The sequence below is a fragment of the Pseudomonas sp. Pseusp9 genome (genome assembly GCF_059491265.1).
In genome coordinates, this window is sequence record NZ_CP168500.1 from 5,346,180 (window position 1) to 5,366,433 (window position 20,254).

The following is a 20,254-nucleotide window of genomic DNA, read 5'->3' on the forward strand; positions in this document are numbered from 1 at the left end:
AAGGAATATCCGGACTTTTGCAAATGCCTTTTTCCGACACCTGTCACCGTGCCATCCAGATTGGCTATAGAGCCGTCGTTGAAAACGGCCGGTCAGCTCCCGCCAAGCGCGGGTTTACTGGAGATCCCGCCTCCTTGCGGGACTGCGCCGGTACGACGACCGGCGAGTTCTTTCAGATCTTTGGCATGCCGCCGCCGGGCAACATTCCGCCCATGCCGCGCATCATCTTGGCCATTCCGCCTTTCGCAGAGAACTTCTTCATCATTTTCTGCATCTGCTTGTGCTGCTTGATCAAGCGGCCGATGTCCTGCACCTGGGTGCCGGAACCCATGGCGATCCGACGCTTGCGCGAACCGCTGATCATTTCAGGGTCGCGGCGCTCGGCCGGGGTCATCGAGTTGATGATGGCTTCCATCTGCTTGAATTGCTTTTCTGCCGCGCCCTGGGCGTTGCCCATCTGCGCCAGATTCACGCCACCCATGTTCGGCAGCTTGTCCATGAGCCCGCCGAGGCCGCCCATGTTCTTCATTTGTTGCAGCTGATCGCGGAAGTCTTCGAGGTCGAAGCCTTTGCCCTTCTTCAACTTTTTAGCAAGCTTGTCGGCTTTGTCCTTGTCGAGCGTCGCTTCGGCCTGCTCGATCAGGCTGAGCACGTCACCCATGCCGAGGATGCGCGAGGCGATACGCTCAGGATGGAAGGGATCGAGCGCTTCGCTCTTCTCGCCCATACCGATGAACTTGATCGGCTTGCCGGTGATGGCACGCACCGACAGAGCGGCACCGCCACGGGCGTCGCCGTCGACCTTGGTCAGGATCACACCGGTCAGCGGCAATGCATCGCCGAAGGCCTTGGCCGTGTTGGCGGCGTCCTGGCCGGTCATGGCGTCGACCACGAACAGGGTTTCGATCGGGTTGATCGCGGCATGCAGTGCCTTGATCTCGCCCATCATCTCTTCATCGATGTGCAGGCGACCGGCGGTATCGACGATGACCACGTCGATGAATTTGAGTTTTGCTTCCTTGATAGCCGCGTTGGCGATGTCGACCGGCTTCTGGCTCAGGTCCGACGGGAAGAACGTCACGCCGATGTCGCTGGCCAGGGTTTCCAGCTGCTTGATCGCCGCCGGACGGTAAACGTCGGCGGACACCACCATGACCGACTTCTTCTTGCGCTCTTTAAGGAAGCGCGCGAGTTTGCCGGCGGTGGTGGTCTTACCCGCGCCCTGCAAACCGGCCATCAGGATGACGGCGGGTGGAACGGCACTCAGGTTCAGGTCTTCGTTGGCCGCGCCCATCAGGCTTTCGAGTTCGGCCTGGACGATCTTCACGAAGGCCTGGCCCGGCGTCAGGCTGCGCGACACCTCGGTACCGACGGCACGTTCCTTGACCGAATTGACGAAGTCCTTGACCACCGGCAGGGCGACGTCGGCTTCGAGCAACGCCATGCGCACTTCGCGCAGGGTGTCTTTGATGTTGTCTTCAGTCAGCTTGGCCTTGCCGGTGACATGGCGCAGCGTCTGCGAGAGACGGTCGGTTAAGTTTTCAAACATTGCGCGATCCTTTCAGGCCCTGTGTAGACCGGGATAATGGCGGCCCGGACCGGACTAAACGTGTGCTCGGCGAGCCTGCGGCGTGGGCAGGTCGCGGATTATAGCGAAGACTGTGGCTGGCGGACACCTCGCTGTCGGGTTGCGTGGTCTTTCGTGTAGCGGGGGTTCTATGCCAAACTCAGCGACTTTCGGGCTTGCCTAACAGGATTTATGCTCCCCTTGTCACCCAGCTTGCTTACTACCCTCGCCGCCGCCTGCTTGTATGCCGCTGCGACCATCTATCAGGGCACTCGCCTGGCTTCCGGTGCCAAGGCCAACAAACGCCTGCTGGTCATACTTGGCGTGCTCGCCGTATTGACCCACGGCGCCAGCCTGCTCTCCCACCTGCTGACCCCGACCGGCCTGGGCCTGGACTTCTTCACCGCCGCCAGCCTGATTGCCGTGGCGGTCATCGCATTGACCCTGCTGGCCTGCTCGCGGATTCCGGTGGAGAACCTGCTGGTCCTGCTGTTCCCGCTGGGGGCCTTGACCGTGTTGCTGGCGCACTTTGCGCCGGCCGGTACGGTGCAGGTCATCGATGAGGAGCCGGGTATCCTCGCCCACATCCTGCTCTCGATTCTTGCCTACGGCATGTTCACCATCGCGGTGTTCCAGGCCTTGCTGCTGCTGGTTCAAGACCACCAGCTCAAGCACAAGCACCCGTCCGGGTTGATCAAGAACTTCCCGCCGCTGCAAACCATGGAAAGCCTGCTGTTCGGCTTCCTCTGGGCCGGCTGGACGCTGCTGTCGCTGTCGCTGATCTCCGGCTGGCTGTTCGTGGAAAACCTGTTCGCCCAGCATCTGGTGCACAAAACCCTGCTGGCCTGCCTGGCCTGGATCGTTTTCAGCGTACTGCTGTGGGGGCGCAATCGCCTCGGCTGGCGCGGGCACAAAGCCATTCGCTGGACCCTGGCCGGTTTTTGCTTGCTGATGCTGGCGTATTTCGGCAGCAAACTGGTTCGTGAATACATCCTGCACATCTGACGGGCGGCATTAATGGACGACTTGCCCATAGGGCCGATGCTCGCGGTAGTGACCCTGCTGATTCTATGGTCGGGGCTGTTTACCGCCATCGAAGCTGCGCACCAGCATTTACTGGCCCAGCGCACCGCAACGCGTTCCAGCGACAAACCGGTGGCGAAACTCAGCTTCCCGATTGCCAGCCTGATTTTTTGCAACACTCTCTGCCGTGCACTCGTGGTGGTCATCAGCACCTTGCTGGCCATTTTCACCTGGACCGAGAACGGCCCGTGGATCGCCTGCCTTGGAGCGGGCGCCATTTTGCTGGTGTTTTCCGACTATTTGCCACGGGCACTCGCCACCCGCTATCCGGATGCGATCCTGGCCCAGGGCAACAATCTGTTGCGCGTACCGCTGAAAGTCATCTATCCCGCGGCATGGCTGCTCAACAGCATCAGTCAGTTGCTGATGCGACCACTTGCCCGTAAAGCCAAAGTGGTGCAACAAAGTGAGGACGAAACGCTGACAGAGCGGCACCCCCCCCAGGAAGCCGTAACCCGCCCTCACCCGCTGCCAGGCATCCACGCGCTGGACAACATCACGGTCAATGACATCCTGGTACCGCGCAGTGACGTGGACGGCATCAACCTCGATGACCCTATCGAAGAAATCATCGAACAATTGCGCCACAACAAGCACACCCGCCTGCCGGTGTTCCACAGCGATATCAACCAGGTCGAAGCCGTCCTCAACACCCGGCATATCCTGCACTTGCTGCCCGACGCGAGCCTGACCAGGGAAGCGTTGCTGGCGGCCAGTCACGAGCCGTACTTCGTACCGGAAAGTACCCCGTTGCAATTGCAACTGCTCAACTTCCACAAGCAGCAGCGGCGCCTGGGCATGGTGGTCGATGAATACGGCGAAGTGCTGGGCATCGTCACCCTGGAAGACATTCTTGAAGAAATCGTCGGCGAGTTCGAAAGCCAGCACAGTCTGGACAACCCGCACATTCATCCGCAAGCCGACGGACGCCTGGTGATCGACGGAGCCGCGTCCATTCGCGAGCTGAACAAGAGTCTCGGCTGGCACCTGCCCAGCGATGGCCCGAAAACCCTGAACGGCCTGGTCACCGAGGCGCTGGAAACCATTCCCGAAAGCGCGGTGTGCCTGAAGATCGGTCGCTATCGCCTGGAAATTCTCCAGACCGAGGACAACCGTGTCACGCGGGTGCTGATCTGGCAAACCAGCTCGATGCCTGTCGTTATCTAAAACCTGACACTAATCCCTGTGTTCGCCAGGCCTCTTGTTCGATCGTTAGCCACCTTCCTATAATCGAAGCGCTTACCCAAGCCTCGCCGGCCCCGTGCTTACCCCGCACTTCGCAGCTTCCGGCCTGTCCACCAGCAAAGCCCGCAACCAACCGACGACTGTTCCCACCTTGAACAGCGACCGTGCCTCCACCCACATCCCTGGGTTCTCGACCATAATAATTCGCTCCACTGGAGCACATGACAGTCAGGGATAACCGCATGACGACCAGCACGACTTACAGCAACTCCACACCTGCGCAACCGACGAACTCCGCCACCCGCGTGGCCACTGCAAGCTTCATCGGCACCGCCATCGAGTTCTACGACTTCTATGTCTATGCCACCGCCGCCGCGCTGGTGATCGGTCCGGTGTTCTTTCCGCAGACATCCGGCACCGCCCAGATGCTTTCGGCATTTCTCACATTCGGCATCGCCTTCCTTGCACGCCCCTTGGGTTCGGCGCTTTTCGGCCACTTTGGCGACCGTATCGGGCGCAAATCGACCCTGGTCGCCTCGCTGCTGCTGATGGGCGTGTGCACCACGCTGATCGGTGTGCTGCCCGGTTACAACAGCATTGGCGCCTGGGCACCGATCCTGCTTTGCGTCCTGCGCTTCGGCCAGGGCCTGGGGCTCGGCGGTGAATGGGGTGGTGCGGCATTGCTGGCCACGGAGAACGCGCCGAAAGGCAAACGCGCGTGGTTCGGCATGTTTCCGCAACTGGGTCCTTCCATTGGCTTTCTGGCGGCCAACGGCCTGTTCCTGACATTGGCCGTGGTACTGGACGATGAACAGTTCCGCTCCTGGGGCTGGCGTATTCCGTTCCTGCTCAGCGCCGCACTGGTGATGGTCGGCCTGTACGTGCGCCTCAAGCTGCATGAAACCCCGGTGTTCGCCAACGCCGTGGCGCGCCAGGAGCGGGTGAAGATCCCGCTGTTCGAGCTGTTCGGTCAATACTGGGCCCCTGTGTTGCTGGGCGCCGGCGCGATGGTCGTGTGCTACGCGCTGTTCTATATCTCCACCGTGTTTTCCCTGAGTTACGGCGTGGCAACGCTCGGCTACAGCCGCGAAACCTTCCTCGGCCTGCTGTGCTTTGCGGTGCTGTTCATGGCGGCCGCCACCCCGCTGTCGGCCTGGGCCAGCGACCGTTACGGGCGCAAGCCGGTGCTGATCATCGGTGGCGTACTGGCGATCCTGTCCGGCTTTCTCATGGAGCCGCTGCTGACCCAGGGCTCGACCTGGAGCGTGGCATTGTTCCTGTGCATCGAACTGTTTCTGATGGGCGTGACGTTTGCGCCAATGGGTGCCCTGCTGCCAGAGCTGTTCCCCACCCACGTGCGCTATACCGGTGCCTCGGCGGCCTATAACCTGGGTGGTATCGTCGGCGCTTCGGCGGCGCCGTTTTTTGCGCAGAAACTGGTGGCGATGGGTGGTTTGGGTTATGTCGGCGGCTACGTGTCCGGCGCTGCGGTGTTGAGCCTGCTGGCGGTGTTGTGCCTGAAGGAAACACGGCATAACGATTTGAATCAGGTTGCCTGACACATTGTCATCGCGAGCAGGCTCGCTTGTATGTTTAGACTTGAAGGGGTGGGCGGGACTAAAAGCTCGATTCCGACTCTAGCCAGTACGGACCGTGGGAGACTTCTCGTTCCGCCCTTTCTACCTAAAGCGCCGATAAGGAATTCATCGGTTAATACCGACGATAGAGGCAAGCCAGCGCTACGGTAGACCCCGACAAGCACTTAAACCCTAGCTCCGAGGATTCGTCATGACAATCCTTACCTCGCCAACGGTGGTTGGTGTCGATGTGGCCAAGGCAGAAATCGTCGTTTACCGCGAAGATCTGAAAATCACTCAGTTCATCAACAACGATCGCACAGCTATTGGGCGCTGGCTCAAATCCCTGCCGGCGCAAAGCTCGATTGCCTTGGAAGCCACCAGTCTCTACCACCTGGATACCGCTGAACTGGCCCATGGCATGGGGCACCGAGTTTACGTTGTGGACCCTTATCGGGTGAGCCACTACCGCGAAAGCATTGGCCAGCGAGCAAAAACCGACCCCTGTGATGCGCGTTTGCTGGCACGTTACCTGACCAGTGAGCAGGATCGGCTTCGCATCTGGAATCCACCTCCGAAGCTCTACACCGTGTTGAAAAGCCTCCTCAACAAACGTGCAGAACTGATGAAAGCCCGGGTTAGCATCATGCTGAGCTGGTCGAGTGAGCCCCTTCTCAAAGACCTTCTGGCCCAAGAGCTGGAGCACTTCAAACAGACTGATCAGGCTATTCAGAAATTGCTGCGCAAAGCCAGCCAAGAGGCCGGGATCACCGAAAACATCAGACGTTGCCAAGCGATTGAAGGGATTGGCGAGCTCACGGCCACGGGTCTGGCAGCCACTTTTATGCGTGGTCAATTCGCCAGTGCCGATGCGTTTATTGCCTTTTTGGGAATGGACCTGAGGCCGAAGGACTCAGGAAAGAAGCACAGCCCGCGCCACTTGAGCAAAAAAGGCGATGGGGAGCTGCGGCGTCTTGCGCACAATGCAGCAATGGCGGCTTGCCGGTCTCCCGTCTGGAAACCGCTCTATGAGTCTTACTTGGCAAGAGGCCTGGCCAGAACTCAGGCTCTGGTCATCCTCGCCCGCAAGCTCTGTCGGGTGGCATTCGCCCTCATGAAAAATCAGAGCGAATACCAGCCAAATTTAAGGCTGCAGGGTTCCCCTGCAACATAGAATCTCCCACAGTGATCGCATATCCCTGTGGGAGCGAGCCTGCTCGCGAAGGGGCCCTCACTGACAACTCACCCATCACAACTTTTCCCCTGCCCATTGTCACCTCGCTCTACGCGCAAACGCTCATCCCCGCTATACTTCCCGGCTTTTCCTGAATAAATGCCAATAGGGTCCCGCCGCGCATGGATAAGACCTACCAGCCGCACGCCATTGAAACTTCCTGGTACAACACCTGGGAGTCAGAGAATTACTTCGCCCCGCAAGGCGCGGGCGAGTCCTACACCATCATGATCCCGCCGCCGAACGTCACCGGCAGCCTGCACATGGGGCATGGCTTCAACAACGCGATCATGGACGCCCTGATCCGTTTCCGCCGCATGCAGGGTCGCAACACCCTGTGGCAACCGGGCACCGACCACGCCGGTATCGCCACGCAGATGCTGGTGGAGCGTCAGCTCGAAGCCAAGGGCCAGAGCCGCCACGACCTGGGTCGCGAGAAATTCCTCGAGAAAGTCTGGGAGTGGAAGGATGAATCCGGCGGCAACATCAGCCGTCAGATCCGTCGCCTCGGCTCGTCCGTTGACTGGAGCCGCGAGCGCTTCACCATGGACGACGGCCTCTCGGAAGCCGTCAAGGAAGCCTTCGTCCGTTTGCACGAAGACGGCCTGATCTACCGCGGCAAGCGCCTGGTGAACTGGGACACCAAGCTGCACACGGCGATTTCCGACCTCGAAGTGGAAAACCACGACGAAAAAGGTTTCCTGTGGAACCTGAAATACCCGCTGGCCGACGGCGCCAAGACCGCTGAAGGCAACGATTTCCTGATCGTCGCGACCACTCGCCCGGAAACCATGCTCGGCGACTCCGCCGTGGCCGTTAACCCGAACGATGATCGCTACAAAGCCCTGATCGGCAAATTTGTCGAGCTGCCGCTGGTCGGCCGCCGCATCCCGATCATTGCCGACGATTACTGCGATCCTGAATTCGGCACCGGCTGCGTGAAAATCACCCCGGCCCACGACTTCAACGACTACGAAGTCGGCAAGCGTCACAACCTGCCGCTGCTGAACATCTTCGACAAGAACGCAACGATCCTGCCGGCTTGCCAGGTGTTCAACCTCGACGGCACGCTGAACGACACCATCGACGGCAAGATCCCGGCCGAATACGCCGGTCTCGACCGCTTCGAAGCCCGCAAGCAGATCGTGGCCGCGTTCGACGCCGCCGGCCTGCTGGTCAGCGTTGACGATCACGCCCTGAAAGTACCGAAAGGCGACCGTTCCGGCACCGTCATCGAGCCATGGCTGACCGACCAGTGGTACGTGTCCACCAAGCCTTTGGCCGAGCCTGCGATTGCAGCCGTTGAAGACGGCCGTATCCAGTTCGTGCCAAAACAGTACGAAAACATGTACTTCTCGTGGATGCGCGACATCCAGGATTGGTGCATCAGCCGTCAGCTGTGGTGGGGCCACCGGATTCCGGCCTGGTACGACGAGTCGGGCAAGGTCTACGTCGGTCGCGACGAAGCCGAAGTGCGGGCCAAGCACAACATCGGCCCGGACATCGCGCTGCAGCAGGACAACGACGTTCTCGACACCTGGTTCAGCTCGGGCCTGTGGACGTTCTCCACCCTCGGCTGGCCGGAAAAAACCGAATTCCTGAAGAAATTCCACTCCACCGACGTACTGGTGACCGGCTTCGACATCATTTTCTTCTGGGTTGCCCGGATGATCATGCTCACCATGCATTTGGTGAAAAACGAAGATGGCACGCCGCAGGTTCCATTCAAGACGGTGTACGTGCATGGTCTGGTGCGTGACGGCCAGGGCCAGAAGATGTCCAAGTCCAAGGGCAACGTCCTGGACCCGCTGGACATCATCGACGGCATCGAGCTGGAAGAGCTGGTACAGAAGCGTACTTCCGGCCTGATGCAGCCGAAACTGGCGAAGAAGATCGAGAAGCAGACCCGCGACGAGTTCGCCGAAGGCATCGCCAGCTACGGCACCGACGCCCTGCGCTTCACCTTCTGTTCGCTGGCGTCCACCGGTCGTGACATCAAGTTCGACATGGGCCGCGTCGAAGGCTATCGCAACTTCTGCAACAAGATCTGGAACGCGGCGCGCTACGTGCTGGACAAGGGCGAAGACTGCGGCCAGAACGGCGAAGCCTACGAGCTGTCCCTGGCTGATCGCTGGATCATTTCGCAACTACAACGCACCGAAGCCGAAGTGACCCGCCAGCTCGACCAGTTCCGTTTCGACCTGGCTGCGCAAGCCTTGTACGAGTTCATCTGGAACCAGTATTGCGACTGGTACCTGGAGCTGTCCAAGCCTGTGCTGTGGGACGAAAACGCACCGGTCGAACGCCAGCGCGGCACCCGTCGCACCCTGGTGCGCGTACTGGAAGTCGCCCTGCGTCTGGCGCACCCGTTCATGCCGTTCATCACCGAAGAAATCTGGCAGCGCATCGCGCCGCTGGCCGGTATCGAAGGCAAGACGATCATGCTGCAACCTTGGCCTGTGGCCAACGAAGCACGCATCGATCAGGCCGCCGAAGATGACATCGAATGGCTCAAGGGCCTGATGCTCGGCACCCGTAACATCCGTGGCGAAATGAACATCGGCCCGGGCAAACCGCTGCCGTTGTTCCTGAAGAACGTCAGCGCCGAAGATCAGCGTCGCCTGACCGAGAATGAAGCCCTGCTGAAGAAGCTGGCGCGCCTGGAATCGATCACCGTGCTGGCGGCTGGCGAAGAAGCACCGCTGTCCGCCACCGCACTGGTCGGCGAGATGGAAGTGCTGGTGCCGATGGCTGGCTTGATCGACAAAGGTGCGGAACTGGCGCGTCTGGACAAGGAAATCCAGCGTCTGCAAGGTGAAGTGCAACGTGTCGGTGGCAAGCTGTCCAACGCCGGGTTCGTTGACAAGGCCCCGGCCGAAGTCATCGACAAGGAACGCGCCAAACTGGCCGAGGCCGAACAGGCCCTGGGCAAGCTGGCCGAGCAGCATGCGCGGATTGCCAGCTTGTAAGGGCAAATCGCACTGAAAGAGGGAGGCCCATGCGGCCTCCCTTTTTTATTCCAGAACTCCAACATCCCCTGTAGGAGTGAGCCTGCTCGCGATTGCGGTATGCCAGTCGCCATCGCCATTCACTGACCCACCGCTATCGCGAGCAGGCTCGCTCCCACATTTGATCGGTGTTGCACCACAGATGTGGGACAATGCCCGCCACTTTCAGCCATACCCGAATCGACCTCTGCCATGACCGCCCCCCGCCCCCCAAGCCAGCGCGCAAAAAGCCTGCCCCGAAGACCCCGGCAACGGCCGTCGCCCCGAAGGAAAAGGCCAGCCTGCACCCGCGCAATCGCCATCAGGGTCGCTACGACTTTCCGGCGCTGATCAAAAGCTCCCCGGAACTGAAGAAGTTCGTGATCATCAACCCGTATGGCAAGGAAAGCATCGACTTCGCCAGTCCGGAAGCCGTGCGGGTGTTCAACCGGGCGTTGCTCAAGTCGTTCTATGGCATCGCTCACTGGGATATTCCGGCCGACTACCTGTGCCCCCCGGTGCCAGGCCGTGCCGATTACGTGCACTTCCTCGCCGACCTGCTGGCCAGTGGCAATGACGGCGCGATCCCTCGTGGCGCCGCCGTGAAGGTGCTGGATATCGGCATGGGTGCCAACTGCGTGTATCCGCTGATCGGCTACAGCGACTATCGCTGGCAGTTCCTTGGTTCCGATATCGATGCAACCGCTATTGCCGCGGCGAAGGCGATCATTCAGTCCAACGGCCTGAACAAAGCGATCCAGGTACGCCAGCAGAGCAACCCCAAGCAGATCCTCACAGGCCTGCTGGAGAGCGCAGAGCGATTCGACCTGACCATGTGCAACCCGCCATTCCACGCCTCGCTGGACGAGGCCACGCGGGGCAGCACGCGCAAATGGCGAGCCCTGGGCAAGGCCGATCCGAAACGCAAGCTGCCGGTGCTGAACTTTGGCGGCCAAGCGGCGGAATTGTGGTGTGAGGGCGGGGAAGTGCGTTTCGTCACGCAACTGATCAGCGAGAGTGTGCAAGTCGGGCAGCAGGTGTTGTGGTTCAGCACGCTGGTGTCGAAGGCGTCGAACCTGCCGGTGATCCAGACCGCTCTGAACAAGGCCGGCGCGCTGGACAGTCAGGTGGTGGAAATGGGTCAGGGACAGAAGCAGAGCCGCTTCGTCGCCTGGACCTTCCAGACCAAAGCACAGCAACAGGCCTGGCGTCAGGCACGATGGTCGAAGCCTGCAACCGAGTAAGAAGTCAAACGCACAAAAAAGCCGTGCCGGGATGACTCCTGTACACGGCTTTTTTAACAAGCCTTAACGGCTAACATTGACACTCGGATCTGTAATCACAAAGTGCCTGGCCTTTGCGGGTAACTTCAAGAACAGGAAAGTTCAGACATCTCCGCTTCAGCGCTTTGTTGCACGAACAATCTCTTTGAAAGCACAGGCACGCGCTTCCTTGCTATCGCAGTAATACTGACCAAGCCATTCTCCCCATGGCCCATTAGTGTCAATCGTTACGATAGTTCCTTCTCGTTTGTATCTCATATCCAGCTCGCCTCCATGTTGCAGCTTGTAACCACAACGCAGTATTTCACCGGCAACAGCGCCGCCTTTGGCCGCCATGCGAGGTGCGAATATAGCCAGCTCGAACTGACCTGCCGGACCACGCCCGGTTTGCGAAACACCGTACCATTCCCCGTCTCCACTTGCCGTCGGGGCTTTATAGGTACCAGTCGCCAGCTCCTTGATGTCAGAAGGGCTTGGGCAGTACTCGGTAACACTTGCCAATACCTGGCCGGACACCAGAAACGATACGCACATCGACAACAGTTTAACTTTCATGAAAACGTCCCTGTAACAAGCAACTGAAATTTGGTTTTGGCTTTTACGCAATGCCAAGCGCTGCGCCTTATTGATACTACCGACCCAAGGCGCACACTCAACTATCAGTTCTGTAGGAGCGTTCGTTATATACAGAGAGAAAAGTATTATTCCGCACCAACGGCTATCCCTGTCAGGCGCGCGGGTAACGACTACTTTGAAACAAATGGGTTATTCCAACAATTTACCTTGCGAAAACCGTTACAACGCGCACAAAAAAACCGTGCCCGGATCGCTCCGGTGCACGGTTTTTTTTAACAAGTCTTACTTGTTGACAGCGTCGGTCAGGCCTTTGGCCACAACCAGCTTGATCACTTTCTTGGCAGCGATTTCGATGGCAGCGCCAGTCGAAGGGTTACGGCCAGTACGGGCAGGGCGCTCAGTCACTTTCAGCTTGCCGATACCTGGCAGAGTGATTTCGCCGCCGTTTTCCAGCTGATCGGCAACGATTTGGCCCAGTTGGTCCAGAGCGTTACGCGCGGTGGTTTTCGGCGCGTCGATAGCTTCAGCGATGTCGGCGATCAGTTGGTCTTTAGTAAGAGCCATTTAGTGTTCCTTCCCTATCAAATTCATATGGATTGCAGAGTGCAATGTCAGCCATCGAGCCCGATCTTCTGGATCTGGCACCCTCGGCCAAATAACCTCGGGATCGGGGTTATAGATACCGAAATCAGGGTTTGGTTCGACCTGACAAATGCTGACTGCACGCTTAACGCAGTGACTTCGCGCAAGACCGGGCAAAGCTAGCACACAGGCGTGGAAATATCCGCCTCTAGCTACCCATTTGGTCAGCTTTATTGCGCTAAAACAGGAAAAAAACGCATAAGCGCCGTCGGTCGCCCGGCATTTGCCCTTCGCACCGCGCCAAAACCAGCGGTTGCGGTACACTGAGCGCTTTTTCGGGGGAGCACGCCCTCCTCTCTTCATTCAGCCGAGAAGCCCATGCCGATCCGTCATTGCATCGTCCACCTGATCGACAAAAAACCCGACGGCACACCCGCAGTTCTCCACGCCCGTGACTCTGAACTGACCGAGTCCGTGGCCATCGAGAACATGCTCGCCGACCTCAATGAAAGCTATAACGCCAAACAGGGTAAAGCCTGGGGCCTGTTCCACCCGGAATCCGGCGCGTTCCCGTTCAGCGGCTGGCTGAAGGAATACCTCGATGGCGGTCAGGATTTCACTGCGTTCAGCCGCGTAGCGGTCGAGCATCTGCAAAAACTGATGGAAGAGTCGAACCTGTCAGTCGGCGGCCACGTGCTGTTCGCACACTATCAGCAAGGCATGACCGACTACCTGGCCATCGCCCTGCTGCACCACAGCGAAGGTGTGGCGGTGACCGATGAACTGGACGTGACCCCGTCCCGTCACCTGGACCTGGGCCAATTGCACCTGGCGGCGCGGATCAACGTTTCCGAATGGCAGAACAATAAACAGTCCAAGCAGTACATTTCGTTTATCAAAGGCAAGAACGGCAAAAAGGTTTCAGAGTATTTCCGTGACTTCATTGGCTGTCAGGAAGGCGTCGACGGCCCCGGTGAAACCCGCACCCTGCTCAAGGCCTTCAGTGATTTCGTCGAAAGCGAAGACCTGCCGGAAGACGACGCCCGCGAGAAGACCAAGACCCTGGTGGATTACGCCAGCAGCCAGGCCAAGCTCGGAGAGCCAATGGGCCTGGAAGAGCTGTCGGGGCTGATCGACGAAGAACGCCCCAAGGCCTTCTACGATCACATCCGCAACAAGGATTACGGCCTCTCGCCGGAAATCCCGGCCGATAAACGCACTCTGAACCAGTTCCGCCGATTCACCGGACGCGCCGAGGGCCTGTCGATCAGTTTCGAAGCACACCTGTTGGGCTCGAAGATCGAGTACGACGAAGAAGCCGGTACGCTGATCATCAAGGGCCTGCCCACTTCGCTCACCGATCAGCTGAAGCGTCGCAACTGATGCTCGGCGGCGTACTGAAAAAATTCCTGCTGATCCTGCTGGTGGTCGTGGCTTACCAGAACTGGGGCAAGATCGAGCGGGTCTTCAACCCTTCGCAAGTCGTGCCCGCACAGACGCAAGCGCAGGCCAACGTCGTGCTCTACGCCACCGAATGGTGTGGTTACTGCAAGCTGACCCGGCGTTTTCTCGATCAGAAAGGCATTCCGTACAAGGCATTCGATATCGAGAAAGACGCCGTCGCGCGCAAGGACTATCAGGCGCTGGGCGGTGGCGGCATTCCAATTATCGATGTGAACGGAACACTGATTCGCGGGTATGACCCGGATGCGATCCTTGCTGCCTTGAAGTAACCCCTACAAAGGATCATCAGACAGCTTCGATCCGGAAACCAAGCCGCGGGAAGTGCACATGCACCACACCGCCACGCTCGTCCTCGCGCCGTACAATCAGCTCTTCGCGGCCGGCAAACAGTAGTTCCCCCGCCACCGGATCAACGCCGTAGTCCGTGGCCGCGATGACCACCTGTTGACCCGCCGTGAACCCATTGGGATCGACGAACTGCTCATCCGGCAATGCAGCTGGCGTGGACGCACGCGCCACTGCCAGAGCCTCCTCGGACGTCATCTCGCTGGATGCACCGTGACCGAAGCCCAGCACTCGCGCATGCCACGCACTGACCGCCGGATACGCATCGACCAGCGGCGCAGTGACCGGCGTGGCCTTGAGAAACCAGAGGCAATGAGCCAGGGCAAAGTCGGCAATCGACGGCTCACCGAACAGGAAATCACCCTCTTCGCGCTGCAACTGTAACTCCAGCCGCGACATGATTGTTGGCCACTGATGTTTGGCCTGCTCGACGGCCAATTTGGTCGCACTCCCACCACTGAACAACCCGGCGCGATCGGATATAAACGCCTTGATCGCTTCCGGCGACAAATTGCCAAAGCGCACCGTTATCGATTCCGGCTGGAACACCAGGCTGACCGCGTGCTGGAACACCACAGAGTCGGCCCAGGCTGCAAACGTCGCGGTGATCATTTCCTGACCTTCCGGAAAAAATGCCGGCAAGGTTTTTTCCTGCTCCAGTCGCCGGGCAATCAATGCCGTATCGCAATAAATATCCGCACCGACCTGTAACACAGGGGTCTTGCGGTAGCCACCGGTCAACGCCGTGAGATCCGGCTTGGGCATCACTGGCGAGATATTCACCGAACGCCAGGACAAGCCCTTGAAGCCCAGCAGCAGGCGGGCCTTCTCGGCAAAGGGGGACGTCGGGTAATGATGCAGAATCAACTCGGACATGCTCGGCTCCGCCGCAGGGATCATGAATTCGCAGCTTAGCGCGCAATCACCTGGCAGCCTACAGATCCACCTGATGGGAACCGATCAGTCAGAGTGATAAGTCAGGGGCGGCGCTCGCTACGCTCGCCACCAGGCATTCCTTTGCGCTCTTCTTGAGCTTTTTGATCAGCCGTTCCTGACGCAACGCATCGCTTTTGTCGCGACAGCGTTCGGTGTAGACCAGGGCCATGGCAGGGCTGGAAAGAAAGAATCGTGCGCCCTTGCCGCTTTGATGCTTGGCGAAGCGGCGCACGGGATCATCGCTGATCCCGCAATAGAGCGAACCGTTGGCCGCGCGAACGAGGTAGACGAACCAGGTTTTGTTCGCGGGGGTTTCGGCGTCGACAGGGCTTTCGCTGAGGGTGATCACGTAGCATTCAGGGTTTGCAGGAAAACAAGCTGCGATCTTATCAGCGACTGGCCTGGAATGCCTTCAGGCCCTTCAATGCCTGCGTGCGGACAGCGGTTCTAACCAGCGGCGTCCAGCCCAGCAGCAAGCCCTTGAAACCCAGGGCCTGACGCGACCAGGCCCACAGATCGAAACTGTCGTGGTGCTCGCAAATCTTGCCGTCACGGAAGACAAAGCGCGCCTGTATATCGTTGACCACGATATTGCCGGTCTGGCTGAACAGATAGGTCGCGACCCAATGGGCACTACCGCTGCGCTCGTCGGCGCGAACTTGATCGAAGGTCAGGGAAAAGTCCTTGGCCCGAGTGGTCAGCATGCGCCACATGTCACCGGCATCGCGACCACGAAGCTCGCCGAACGCAGGGTCACTGAACACCACATCATCGGTGTAGCAAGCGGCCATGGCTTCGGGATCCAGGCGCTGGAACGCCTGGTAGAAACGGGTGATCAAGGTGCTATGGGCTTCGCTCATTTGCGGGCTCCCCTGGATAGGCATAGTGGCTTCGAAAGATTGCCTGCACGATAGTCTGCAAACGTATCGAACACTATCGCCATTCATGACGAAAATAACGCGATGACTATTCACGTCATTTCAGTGCGACATTCCGCTGTCCCGGGCGTAGGAAAAAAGATCGACGTCCGTGGAAATACCCAGCCGGTGCATGGCCATGCTCTTTTGTTTGCTGATGGTCGACACGCTTCGGTTGAATTGAATGGCGATTTCGCTGACGGTCATGCCACTGGCGAGCATTCGAACCACTTCGTGTTCCTTGGCTGACAGTGGCGATTCGTGCAACTGATCGCGGGTATTGGCCAACAGCATGTGCAGGGACTCGCTGAGGTAGTGGCGCCCTTCCCGCACCGCATTGATTGCCAGGGGCAGCTCAGTCGCTGATGCGGTTTTGGCCACGATAGCCATCACCCCTTTAGCCAGCGCAGCCCTCGCCGTCGCCACACTGGTAAACATCGTCACCAGAATGATCGGCAACGCCGGATGATGGCGTTGAATCGTACTCAACATTGTCAAACCATCGGCCTGCTGCCCTCCCGGCATGGAGAAGTCAGTGATCAACAGGTCGCAGGACGTGCTTGAAAGCAGATTCATCAGGCTGTCGGCACTGTCGGCCTCGCCGACGATCACGCATCGCCGACTGGCGTTGACGAGTATGCGCAGCCCGACACGAACGACGGAATGGTCGTCAGCAATAATGACTCGCATTGTGGGATACCTCCTGCTTGTGGCGCTAAGGCGCGGAAAATAGCGCCGTTCTTACCCCTTCCACAACGCCCCGAAACAGCCTCTTACGTCGCATCCTCAATGTATTCAATGGGCTAACTCTTTGCCCATCTGACAAATAGATAATCCCTACATTGCAGTGCGATAAAGACTACGCCGGAGGACTACAACCAAAGGACTCCCCCGTTAGAAAACCTATGTAGTCCGCAACACTCTTTCATACACGCCCTCTCTCTTTTCGTATTAGTTGCATTCCTCCCGCCTTACCTGCTCGCTAAGTTGTGGCCTGCCAAACAGTCCGTCGTATCCGTACAGAGCTGCGCTCGCTCAGTGCCTGACTATCGAATACATGAACACGACACCGATGCCCCTGCGCACTGCATTCCTGCTCACGGAATCCTTGCGTTGCCTGTATCGCGAGCCACTCCAACGGTCTTTTATCCGGGAATTTCCATGAGAGACATCAAGACAATATTATTGAAACAGGGGCGCCGATTGCCCCCTACGGTTATCGGTGCATGCGCTCTGTTTTTGGCCACACAGGTCCAAGCCGACGGCATGGTGCCCGATACGTCCGTGGTCATCGTCAATGAAGCCAACGGGGAAACCGCTGTATCCGTGACCAACACAGACGCCAACCTGGCACTGCTACACGTCACCATTGAAGACATTCCCGAAGACACCGAGCCATTGGTGTTCGTGACGCCCCCCTTGGCACGTGTTGAAACCTCCGGGACACAGCTGGTGCGCTTTATCCTGCAATCAGAAAAGCCCCTGCTCACCCAGCGTTTGAAGCGGGTGATTTTTGAAGGCATCCCCCAAGGCAAATCTGCTCCCGCGGCCGGGCATGCCCGTGTGGGTGTGACGGTGCGCCAGAATTTGCCTGTCATCCTTCACCCCGCAGGCCTGGCGCCGAACCGCACACCATGGACCGACCTGAAATGGTCGCTGCAGGATGGTCAACTGAGCGTACGCAATGAAACACCCTATGTCGTACGCCTGGCTCAGGAAGTACAACTGCTGCCTTCCGGGAGCGGCGCCACGCTGCCGCGAACCTACGTGCTGCCCGGTGATCGCATCAGCGTCCCTGTCCCCATAAAGGCTGCCTCCCAGGTTCGAATTCATCCCGCGACCGTCTATGGCTTTGCCGTGCCGCCCTATGACGCGCAACTCACCCCCTAGAACCGACACTAACGATAGCGCCGTGCAGGGAAAAGCAGGCATCGACATTTCAATTTGACGGCCTGTTTTGCCGTCGCCAAATGCGTGACGCAAGCCGTGGCGGATCAAGCCGGCGGCCAGGCATAACCCAAGTGAACCTCATGAACACCGTATTGAAATACCGTGATGGCGAAGCCATGCCTGCGATTCGGCCGGCCAGCATGCCCCCACACCTGTCGCGAGTCCGGACCGGCATGGTGTTGCTGCTGAGCAACGTGCTGATAGGCCTCGAAGCCAATGCTGAAGACCTCAATGCTGCTTCGCTGCTGACTTCGTTTGACCAGAACATGCTGAGCCAACGCGGTATCGACCCCAATCTCGCAACCCTGCTGCTGGCAGCTCCGAGCTTCACCGCTGGCCGACATCCGATCACCCTCACAGTCAATGGCCTGCGTCGTGGCAGGGTGGACGTCACGTTCGACCAGGAAGGCAACTTGTGCGCTGACCGCACCCTGCTTGACGCGGCAAACCTGAGCGTGCCCCCAACTCCGGCCAACGGCAAAGGCTGTTTCGATTTACTCGCCACCTGGCCGCAAGCCGAAATCAAACAGGACCCGGCCAACCTCGGCCTGTCATTGATAGTGCCCACCCAGGCGATACGTCCTGCGGTCCGGGATATCTCTGGTTACCAGACCGGAGGTATCGCCGGCTTGCTCAACTACGACGTCAATAGCCTTCACAGCCAATACGGCAGTCAATCGAACCGCTACCTCTCCGCCAACACCGAAGTCGGTTTCAATGCCGGCGACTGGATTGTGCGCAGTCGTCAGGTACAAACCTGGCAGAACGATGTATCCAGCACCACTCACCTGGCGGCTTACGCCCAGCGCACCTTTGCCAGCCATGAGACGGTGCTCCAGGCGGGTCAGATCAATCTCTACAACCCGGTACTGGCTGGCGCGCAGATCACCGGTGTGCAGGTCATGACCGAGCAGGCGCTCCAGGTCGAAGGCCAAAGCAATCCGATCGAAGGGATCGCACATAGCCAGGCTCAGGTTGAAATTCGCCAGAACGGTTCGCTGATCCACTCGACAGTGGTGCCGGCAGGACCGTTTTCCCTTGGCAACGTACGCCGGCTCGACAGTCGCTCCGATGTTGAAGTCACCGTAAAGGAGGCGGATGGCAGCGAGCAACGCTTCACGGTCCCCGTCGCCATGCTCGGCGTTGGTCTGCCGGCTCCCGGCTTTTCGTTGGCCGCTGGCCAGGTACGTAGTCTCGGCGCGGCACAGAGCGGCGAGCCCTGGGTGATCAGCGGTGGCTGGAGCGGTGCACTCAAGCCGAATGTCCTGCTCAGCACCGGCGCCACGGGCGCCGCCGACTACCGTGGCGCGGGCGCAGGCCTGAGTGTGTTGCCAGGGCCCGACACACAGATCCAGACCACCCTGCAAGCGACCGACACCAGCACCCACCAAGCCGACAGAGGGCTTCAGGCCGACCTGAACATTTCACAACGATTGAGTGAACAGTGGTCGATCAATGCCGGAACTGCGTACCGGACCTTCGGCTATCGCGAACTGTCGGAGGCCGTGTTCGATACTCAAGCGGAGCGCGGCCAGTCGCGCTACCGCGATCAGCAGAGCCTGTCGCTGGCCTGGTCACACCCAGGGCTTGGCGCGTTCAGCAGCGGCTTCAATCGCTCAACGACATTCGACGGCCAGAACAGCAGCCGCGCCCTGGCGTCCTGGGGCACCCGGATCGGCGATGTGTCGGTGTCGGCCACGGCGCAATGGCAAGTCAGCGGCACCCAACGCAGCGACGACAGCGTTTACCTGAGTTTCAGTATTCCACTGGGTGAAAGCCGTCGGGCGCGCACTTGGGTACGCAGTTCCGCTGGCGAATACCGCAGCGGTGTCGGCTTGAACGAACAGATCAACGACCAGCTGAGTTACCGGGTCGGTGTTGAGCACGACACACGAGACAAACAGGTGCAGTCCTCGGCAGGGGTTTCCCTGCTGCCGCGCTACAGCCAATTGGACCTGAGCTACACCCGCTCCGATGCCGAACACTCCAGTTACCAGATTGGCGCACGCGGCGGCGCTGTGCTGCACGGAGACGGCTTGACGCTATCGCCGTACCCCGTGCGAGACACCTTCGCGCTGCTCTCGGTAGGTGATGCAAGCGCCATCAAAGTCTCGACCCCCAGCGGTCCGGTCTGGACCGATTGGCAAGGTCACGCCGTGGTTCCTCACGTGAACGCCTATGGTCGCAGCCGGGTAGAAGTCGACACCCGCTCGCTGCCACGCAACCTCGATATCAACAACGGACTGGCCGTGGTTTCCGCCGGGCGCGGGGCCGTCGACAAGGTCGAATTCGGTGTCACGTTGACCCGTCGTGCCTTGCTCAAAGTCACCACCGACAACGGTGCTCCCCTGCCCCGTGGCGCGACGGTAAGCACTGCAAACGGTGAGTTCGTCACGCTCGCTCAAGAAGGTGGGTTGGTGTTTCTGCCCAACGCCCTGGACACCCGCGACCTGTGGATAACCGCACCGGGGCTGGAGCGCTGCGAGCTGCGTTTCGAACTGCCGGCCAAGGCCAATGCCCAGGTGTATTACGAGACCGCCGCCGCCCAGTGCCGGACTCTTTAAGGAT

The 20,254-nt window shown here is 59.3% G+C and carries 17 protein-coding genes; 10 read left to right on the forward strand and 7 right to left on the reverse strand.

Translation table 11 applies throughout. From position 1 onward, the window contains the following. Positions 1–172: 172 nt before the first annotated feature. Positions 173–1,549, reverse strand: a complete 1,377-nt coding sequence (ffh, locus tag ACEN8E_RS24300) for a signal recognition particle protein (protein WP_495590168.1) — start codon at positions 1,547–1,549, stop codon at positions 173–175. Between the two features lie 210 nt (positions 1,550–1,759). Here ffh and ACEN8E_RS24305 point away from each other — a divergent pair, with 210 nt between their 5' ends. The 6 genes from ACEN8E_RS24305 (at position 1,760) to rlmF (ending at position 10,877) form a co-directional block, all read left to right on the forward strand. Next, entirely contained in the window at positions 1,760–2,572 is an 813-nt protein-coding gene (locus ACEN8E_RS24305; RefSeq protein ID WP_495590169.1) for a cytochrome C assembly family protein, read from the forward strand. Between the two features lie 12 nt (positions 2,573–2,584). Then, complete coding sequence (locus tag ACEN8E_RS24310; RefSeq protein WP_495590170.1) at positions 2,585–3,817, forward strand: transporter associated domain-containing protein; 1,233 nt, start codon at positions 2,585–2,587, stop codon at positions 3,815–3,817. A gap of 260 nt (positions 3,818–4,077) precedes the next feature. Further along, positions 4,078–5,394, forward strand: a complete 1,317-nt coding sequence (locus tag ACEN8E_RS24315) for an MFS transporter (protein ID WP_495590171.1) — start codon at positions 4,078–4,080, stop codon at positions 5,392–5,394. A 229-nt stretch (positions 5,395–5,623) separates the two neighbouring features. After that, the gene (locus tag ACEN8E_RS24320) at positions 5,624–6,586 is read left to right on the forward strand and encodes an IS110 family transposase (RefSeq protein WP_495589505.1); all 963 of its coding nucleotides are present in this window, start codon (positions 5,624–5,626) and stop codon (positions 6,584–6,586) included. Positions 6,587–6,768: 182 nt separating this feature from the next. Further along, entirely contained in the window at positions 6,769–9,615 is a 2,847-nt protein-coding gene (locus ACEN8E_RS24325; RefSeq protein ID WP_495590172.1) for a valine--tRNA ligase, read from the forward strand. 191 nt (positions 9,616–9,806) lie between these two features. Next, positions 9,807–10,877: a 23S rRNA (adenine(1618)-N(6))-methyltransferase RlmF gene (gene rlmF / locus ACEN8E_RS24330; RefSeq protein ID WP_495590173.1), complete on the forward strand. Its 1,071-nt coding sequence runs from the start codon at positions 9,807–9,809 to the stop codon at positions 10,875–10,877. Between the two features lie 156 nt (positions 10,878–11,033). On the opposite strand, the gene ACEN8E_RS24335 is transcribed toward rlmF, so the two are convergent. Both ACEN8E_RS24335 and ACEN8E_RS24340 read right to left on the reverse strand, forming a co-directional pair. Further along, positions 11,034–11,471: a DUF3757 domain-containing protein gene (locus tag ACEN8E_RS24335; RefSeq protein WP_495590174.1), complete on the reverse strand. Its 438-nt coding sequence runs from the start codon at positions 11,469–11,471 to the stop codon at positions 11,034–11,036. Between the two features lie 303 nt (positions 11,472–11,774). Next, a complete protein-coding gene (locus ACEN8E_RS24340; protein ID WP_007905514.1) occupies positions 11,775–12,056 on the reverse strand; it encodes an HU family DNA-binding protein in 282 nt (93 codons plus the stop codon). 396 nt (positions 12,057–12,452) lie between these two features. Between ACEN8E_RS24340 and yejK the strand changes: the two genes are divergently transcribed. Beyond that, positions 12,453–13,457, forward strand: coding sequence for a nucleoid-associated protein YejK (yejK, locus tag ACEN8E_RS24345; RefSeq protein WP_495590175.1), 1,005 nt, complete (start codon positions 12,453–12,455; stop codon positions 13,455–13,457). Continuing rightward, complete coding sequence (locus ACEN8E_RS24350; RefSeq protein ID WP_495590176.1) at positions 13,457–13,807, forward strand: glutaredoxin family protein; 351 nt, start codon at positions 13,457–13,459, stop codon at positions 13,805–13,807. Before yejK ends, ACEN8E_RS24350 begins: the two co-directional genes overlap by 1 nt. A 16-nt stretch (positions 13,808–13,823) precedes the next feature. Here the strand turns inward: ACEN8E_RS24350 and ACEN8E_RS24355 are convergent, their stop codons facing one another. From ACEN8E_RS24355 to ACEN8E_RS24370, 4 genes are all read right to left on the reverse strand, one after another. Continuing rightward, positions 13,824–14,759 carry a glutathione S-transferase family protein gene (locus tag ACEN8E_RS24355; protein WP_495590177.1) on the reverse strand — a complete coding sequence of 312 codons (936 nt, stop codon included), beginning with the start codon at positions 14,757–14,759 and terminating at the stop codon, positions 13,824–13,826. Positions 14,760–14,847: 88 nt separating this feature from the next. Next, complete coding sequence (locus tag ACEN8E_RS24360) at positions 14,848–15,168, reverse strand: GIY-YIG nuclease family protein (protein ID WP_495590178.1); 321 nt, start codon at positions 15,166–15,168, stop codon at positions 14,848–14,850. A 40-nt stretch (positions 15,169–15,208) separates the two neighbouring features. Then, positions 15,209–15,679, reverse strand: a complete 471-nt coding sequence (locus ACEN8E_RS24365; protein ID WP_495590179.1) for a nuclear transport factor 2 family protein — start codon at positions 15,677–15,679, stop codon at positions 15,209–15,211. Positions 15,680–15,799: 120 nt separating this feature from the next. Beyond that, the gene (locus tag ACEN8E_RS24370) at positions 15,800–16,426 is read right to left on the reverse strand and encodes a response regulator (protein WP_495590180.1); all 627 of its coding nucleotides are present in this window, start codon (positions 16,424–16,426) and stop codon (positions 15,800–15,802) included. 471 nt (positions 16,427–16,897) lie between these two features. Between ACEN8E_RS24370 and ACEN8E_RS24375 the strand changes: the two genes are divergently transcribed. Both ACEN8E_RS24375 and ACEN8E_RS24380 read left to right on the forward strand, forming a co-directional pair. Next, on the forward strand, positions 16,898–17,626 hold the full coding sequence (locus ACEN8E_RS24375) for a fimbria/pilus chaperone family protein (RefSeq protein ID WP_495590181.1): 729 nt from the start codon (positions 16,898–16,900) through the stop codon (positions 17,624–17,626). A gap of 140 nt (positions 17,627–17,766) precedes the next feature. Next, positions 17,767–20,250: a fimbria/pilus outer membrane usher protein gene (locus ACEN8E_RS24380; protein ID WP_495590182.1), complete on the forward strand. Its 2,484-nt coding sequence runs from the start codon at positions 17,767–17,769 to the stop codon at positions 20,248–20,250. Positions 20,251–20,254: the final 4 nt, after the last annotated feature.

What these genes read in the sequence shown, in the direction of transcription:
- ACEN8E_RS24335 (WP_495590174.1), bottom strand. Translation starts at nt 11,471, where the DNA reads ATGAAAGTTAAACTGTTGTCGATGTGCGTATCGTTTCTGGTGTCCGGC.
- ACEN8E_RS24355 (WP_495590177.1), bottom strand. Translation starts at nt 14,759, where the DNA reads ATGTCCGAGTTGATTCTGCATCATTACCCGACGTCCCCCTTTGCCGAG.
- ACEN8E_RS24340 (WP_007905514.1), bottom strand. Translation starts at nt 12,056, where the DNA reads ATGGCTCTTACTAAAGACCAACTGATCGCCGACATCGCTGAAGCTATC.
- ACEN8E_RS24375 (WP_495590181.1), top strand. Translation starts at nt 16,898, where the DNA reads ATGAGAGACATCAAGACAATATTATTGAAACAGGGGCGCCGATTGCCC.
- ACEN8E_RS24325 (WP_495590172.1), top strand. Translation starts at nt 6,769, where the DNA reads ATGGATAAGACCTACCAGCCGCACGCCATTGAAACTTCCTGGTACAAC.
- ACEN8E_RS24380 (WP_495590182.1), top strand. Translation starts at nt 17,767, where the DNA reads ATGAACACCGTATTGAAATACCGTGATGGCGAAGCCATGCCTGCGATT.
- ACEN8E_RS24365 (WP_495590179.1), bottom strand. Translation starts at nt 15,679, where the DNA reads ATGAGCGAAGCCCATAGCACCTTGATCACCCGTTTCTACCAGGCGTTC.
- ACEN8E_RS24315 (WP_495590171.1), top strand. Translation starts at nt 4,078, where the DNA reads ATGACGACCAGCACGACTTACAGCAACTCCACACCTGCGCAACCGACG.
- ACEN8E_RS24305 (WP_495590169.1), top strand. Translation starts at nt 1,760, where the DNA reads ATGCTCCCCTTGTCACCCAGCTTGCTTACTACCCTCGCCGCCGCCTGC.
- yejK (WP_495590175.1), top strand. Translation starts at nt 12,453, where the DNA reads ATGCCGATCCGTCATTGCATCGTCCACCTGATCGACAAAAAACCCGAC.
- rlmF (WP_495590173.1), top strand. Translation starts at nt 9,807, where the DNA reads ATGCCCGCCACTTTCAGCCATACCCGAATCGACCTCTGCCATGACCGC.
- ACEN8E_RS24370 (WP_495590180.1), bottom strand. Translation starts at nt 16,426, where the DNA reads ATGCGAGTCATTATTGCTGACGACCATTCCGTCGTTCGTGTCGGGCTG.
- ACEN8E_RS24320 (WP_495589505.1), top strand. Translation starts at nt 5,624, where the DNA reads ATGACAATCCTTACCTCGCCAACGGTGGTTGGTGTCGATGTGGCCAAG.
- ACEN8E_RS24350 (WP_495590176.1), top strand. Translation starts at nt 13,457, where the DNA reads ATGCTCGGCGGCGTACTGAAAAAATTCCTGCTGATCCTGCTGGTGGTC.
- ffh (WP_495590168.1), bottom strand. Translation starts at nt 1,549, where the DNA reads ATGTTTGAAAACTTAACCGACCGTCTCTCGCAGACGCTGCGCCATGTC.
- ACEN8E_RS24310 (WP_495590170.1), top strand. Translation starts at nt 2,585, where the DNA reads ATGGACGACTTGCCCATAGGGCCGATGCTCGCGGTAGTGACCCTGCTG.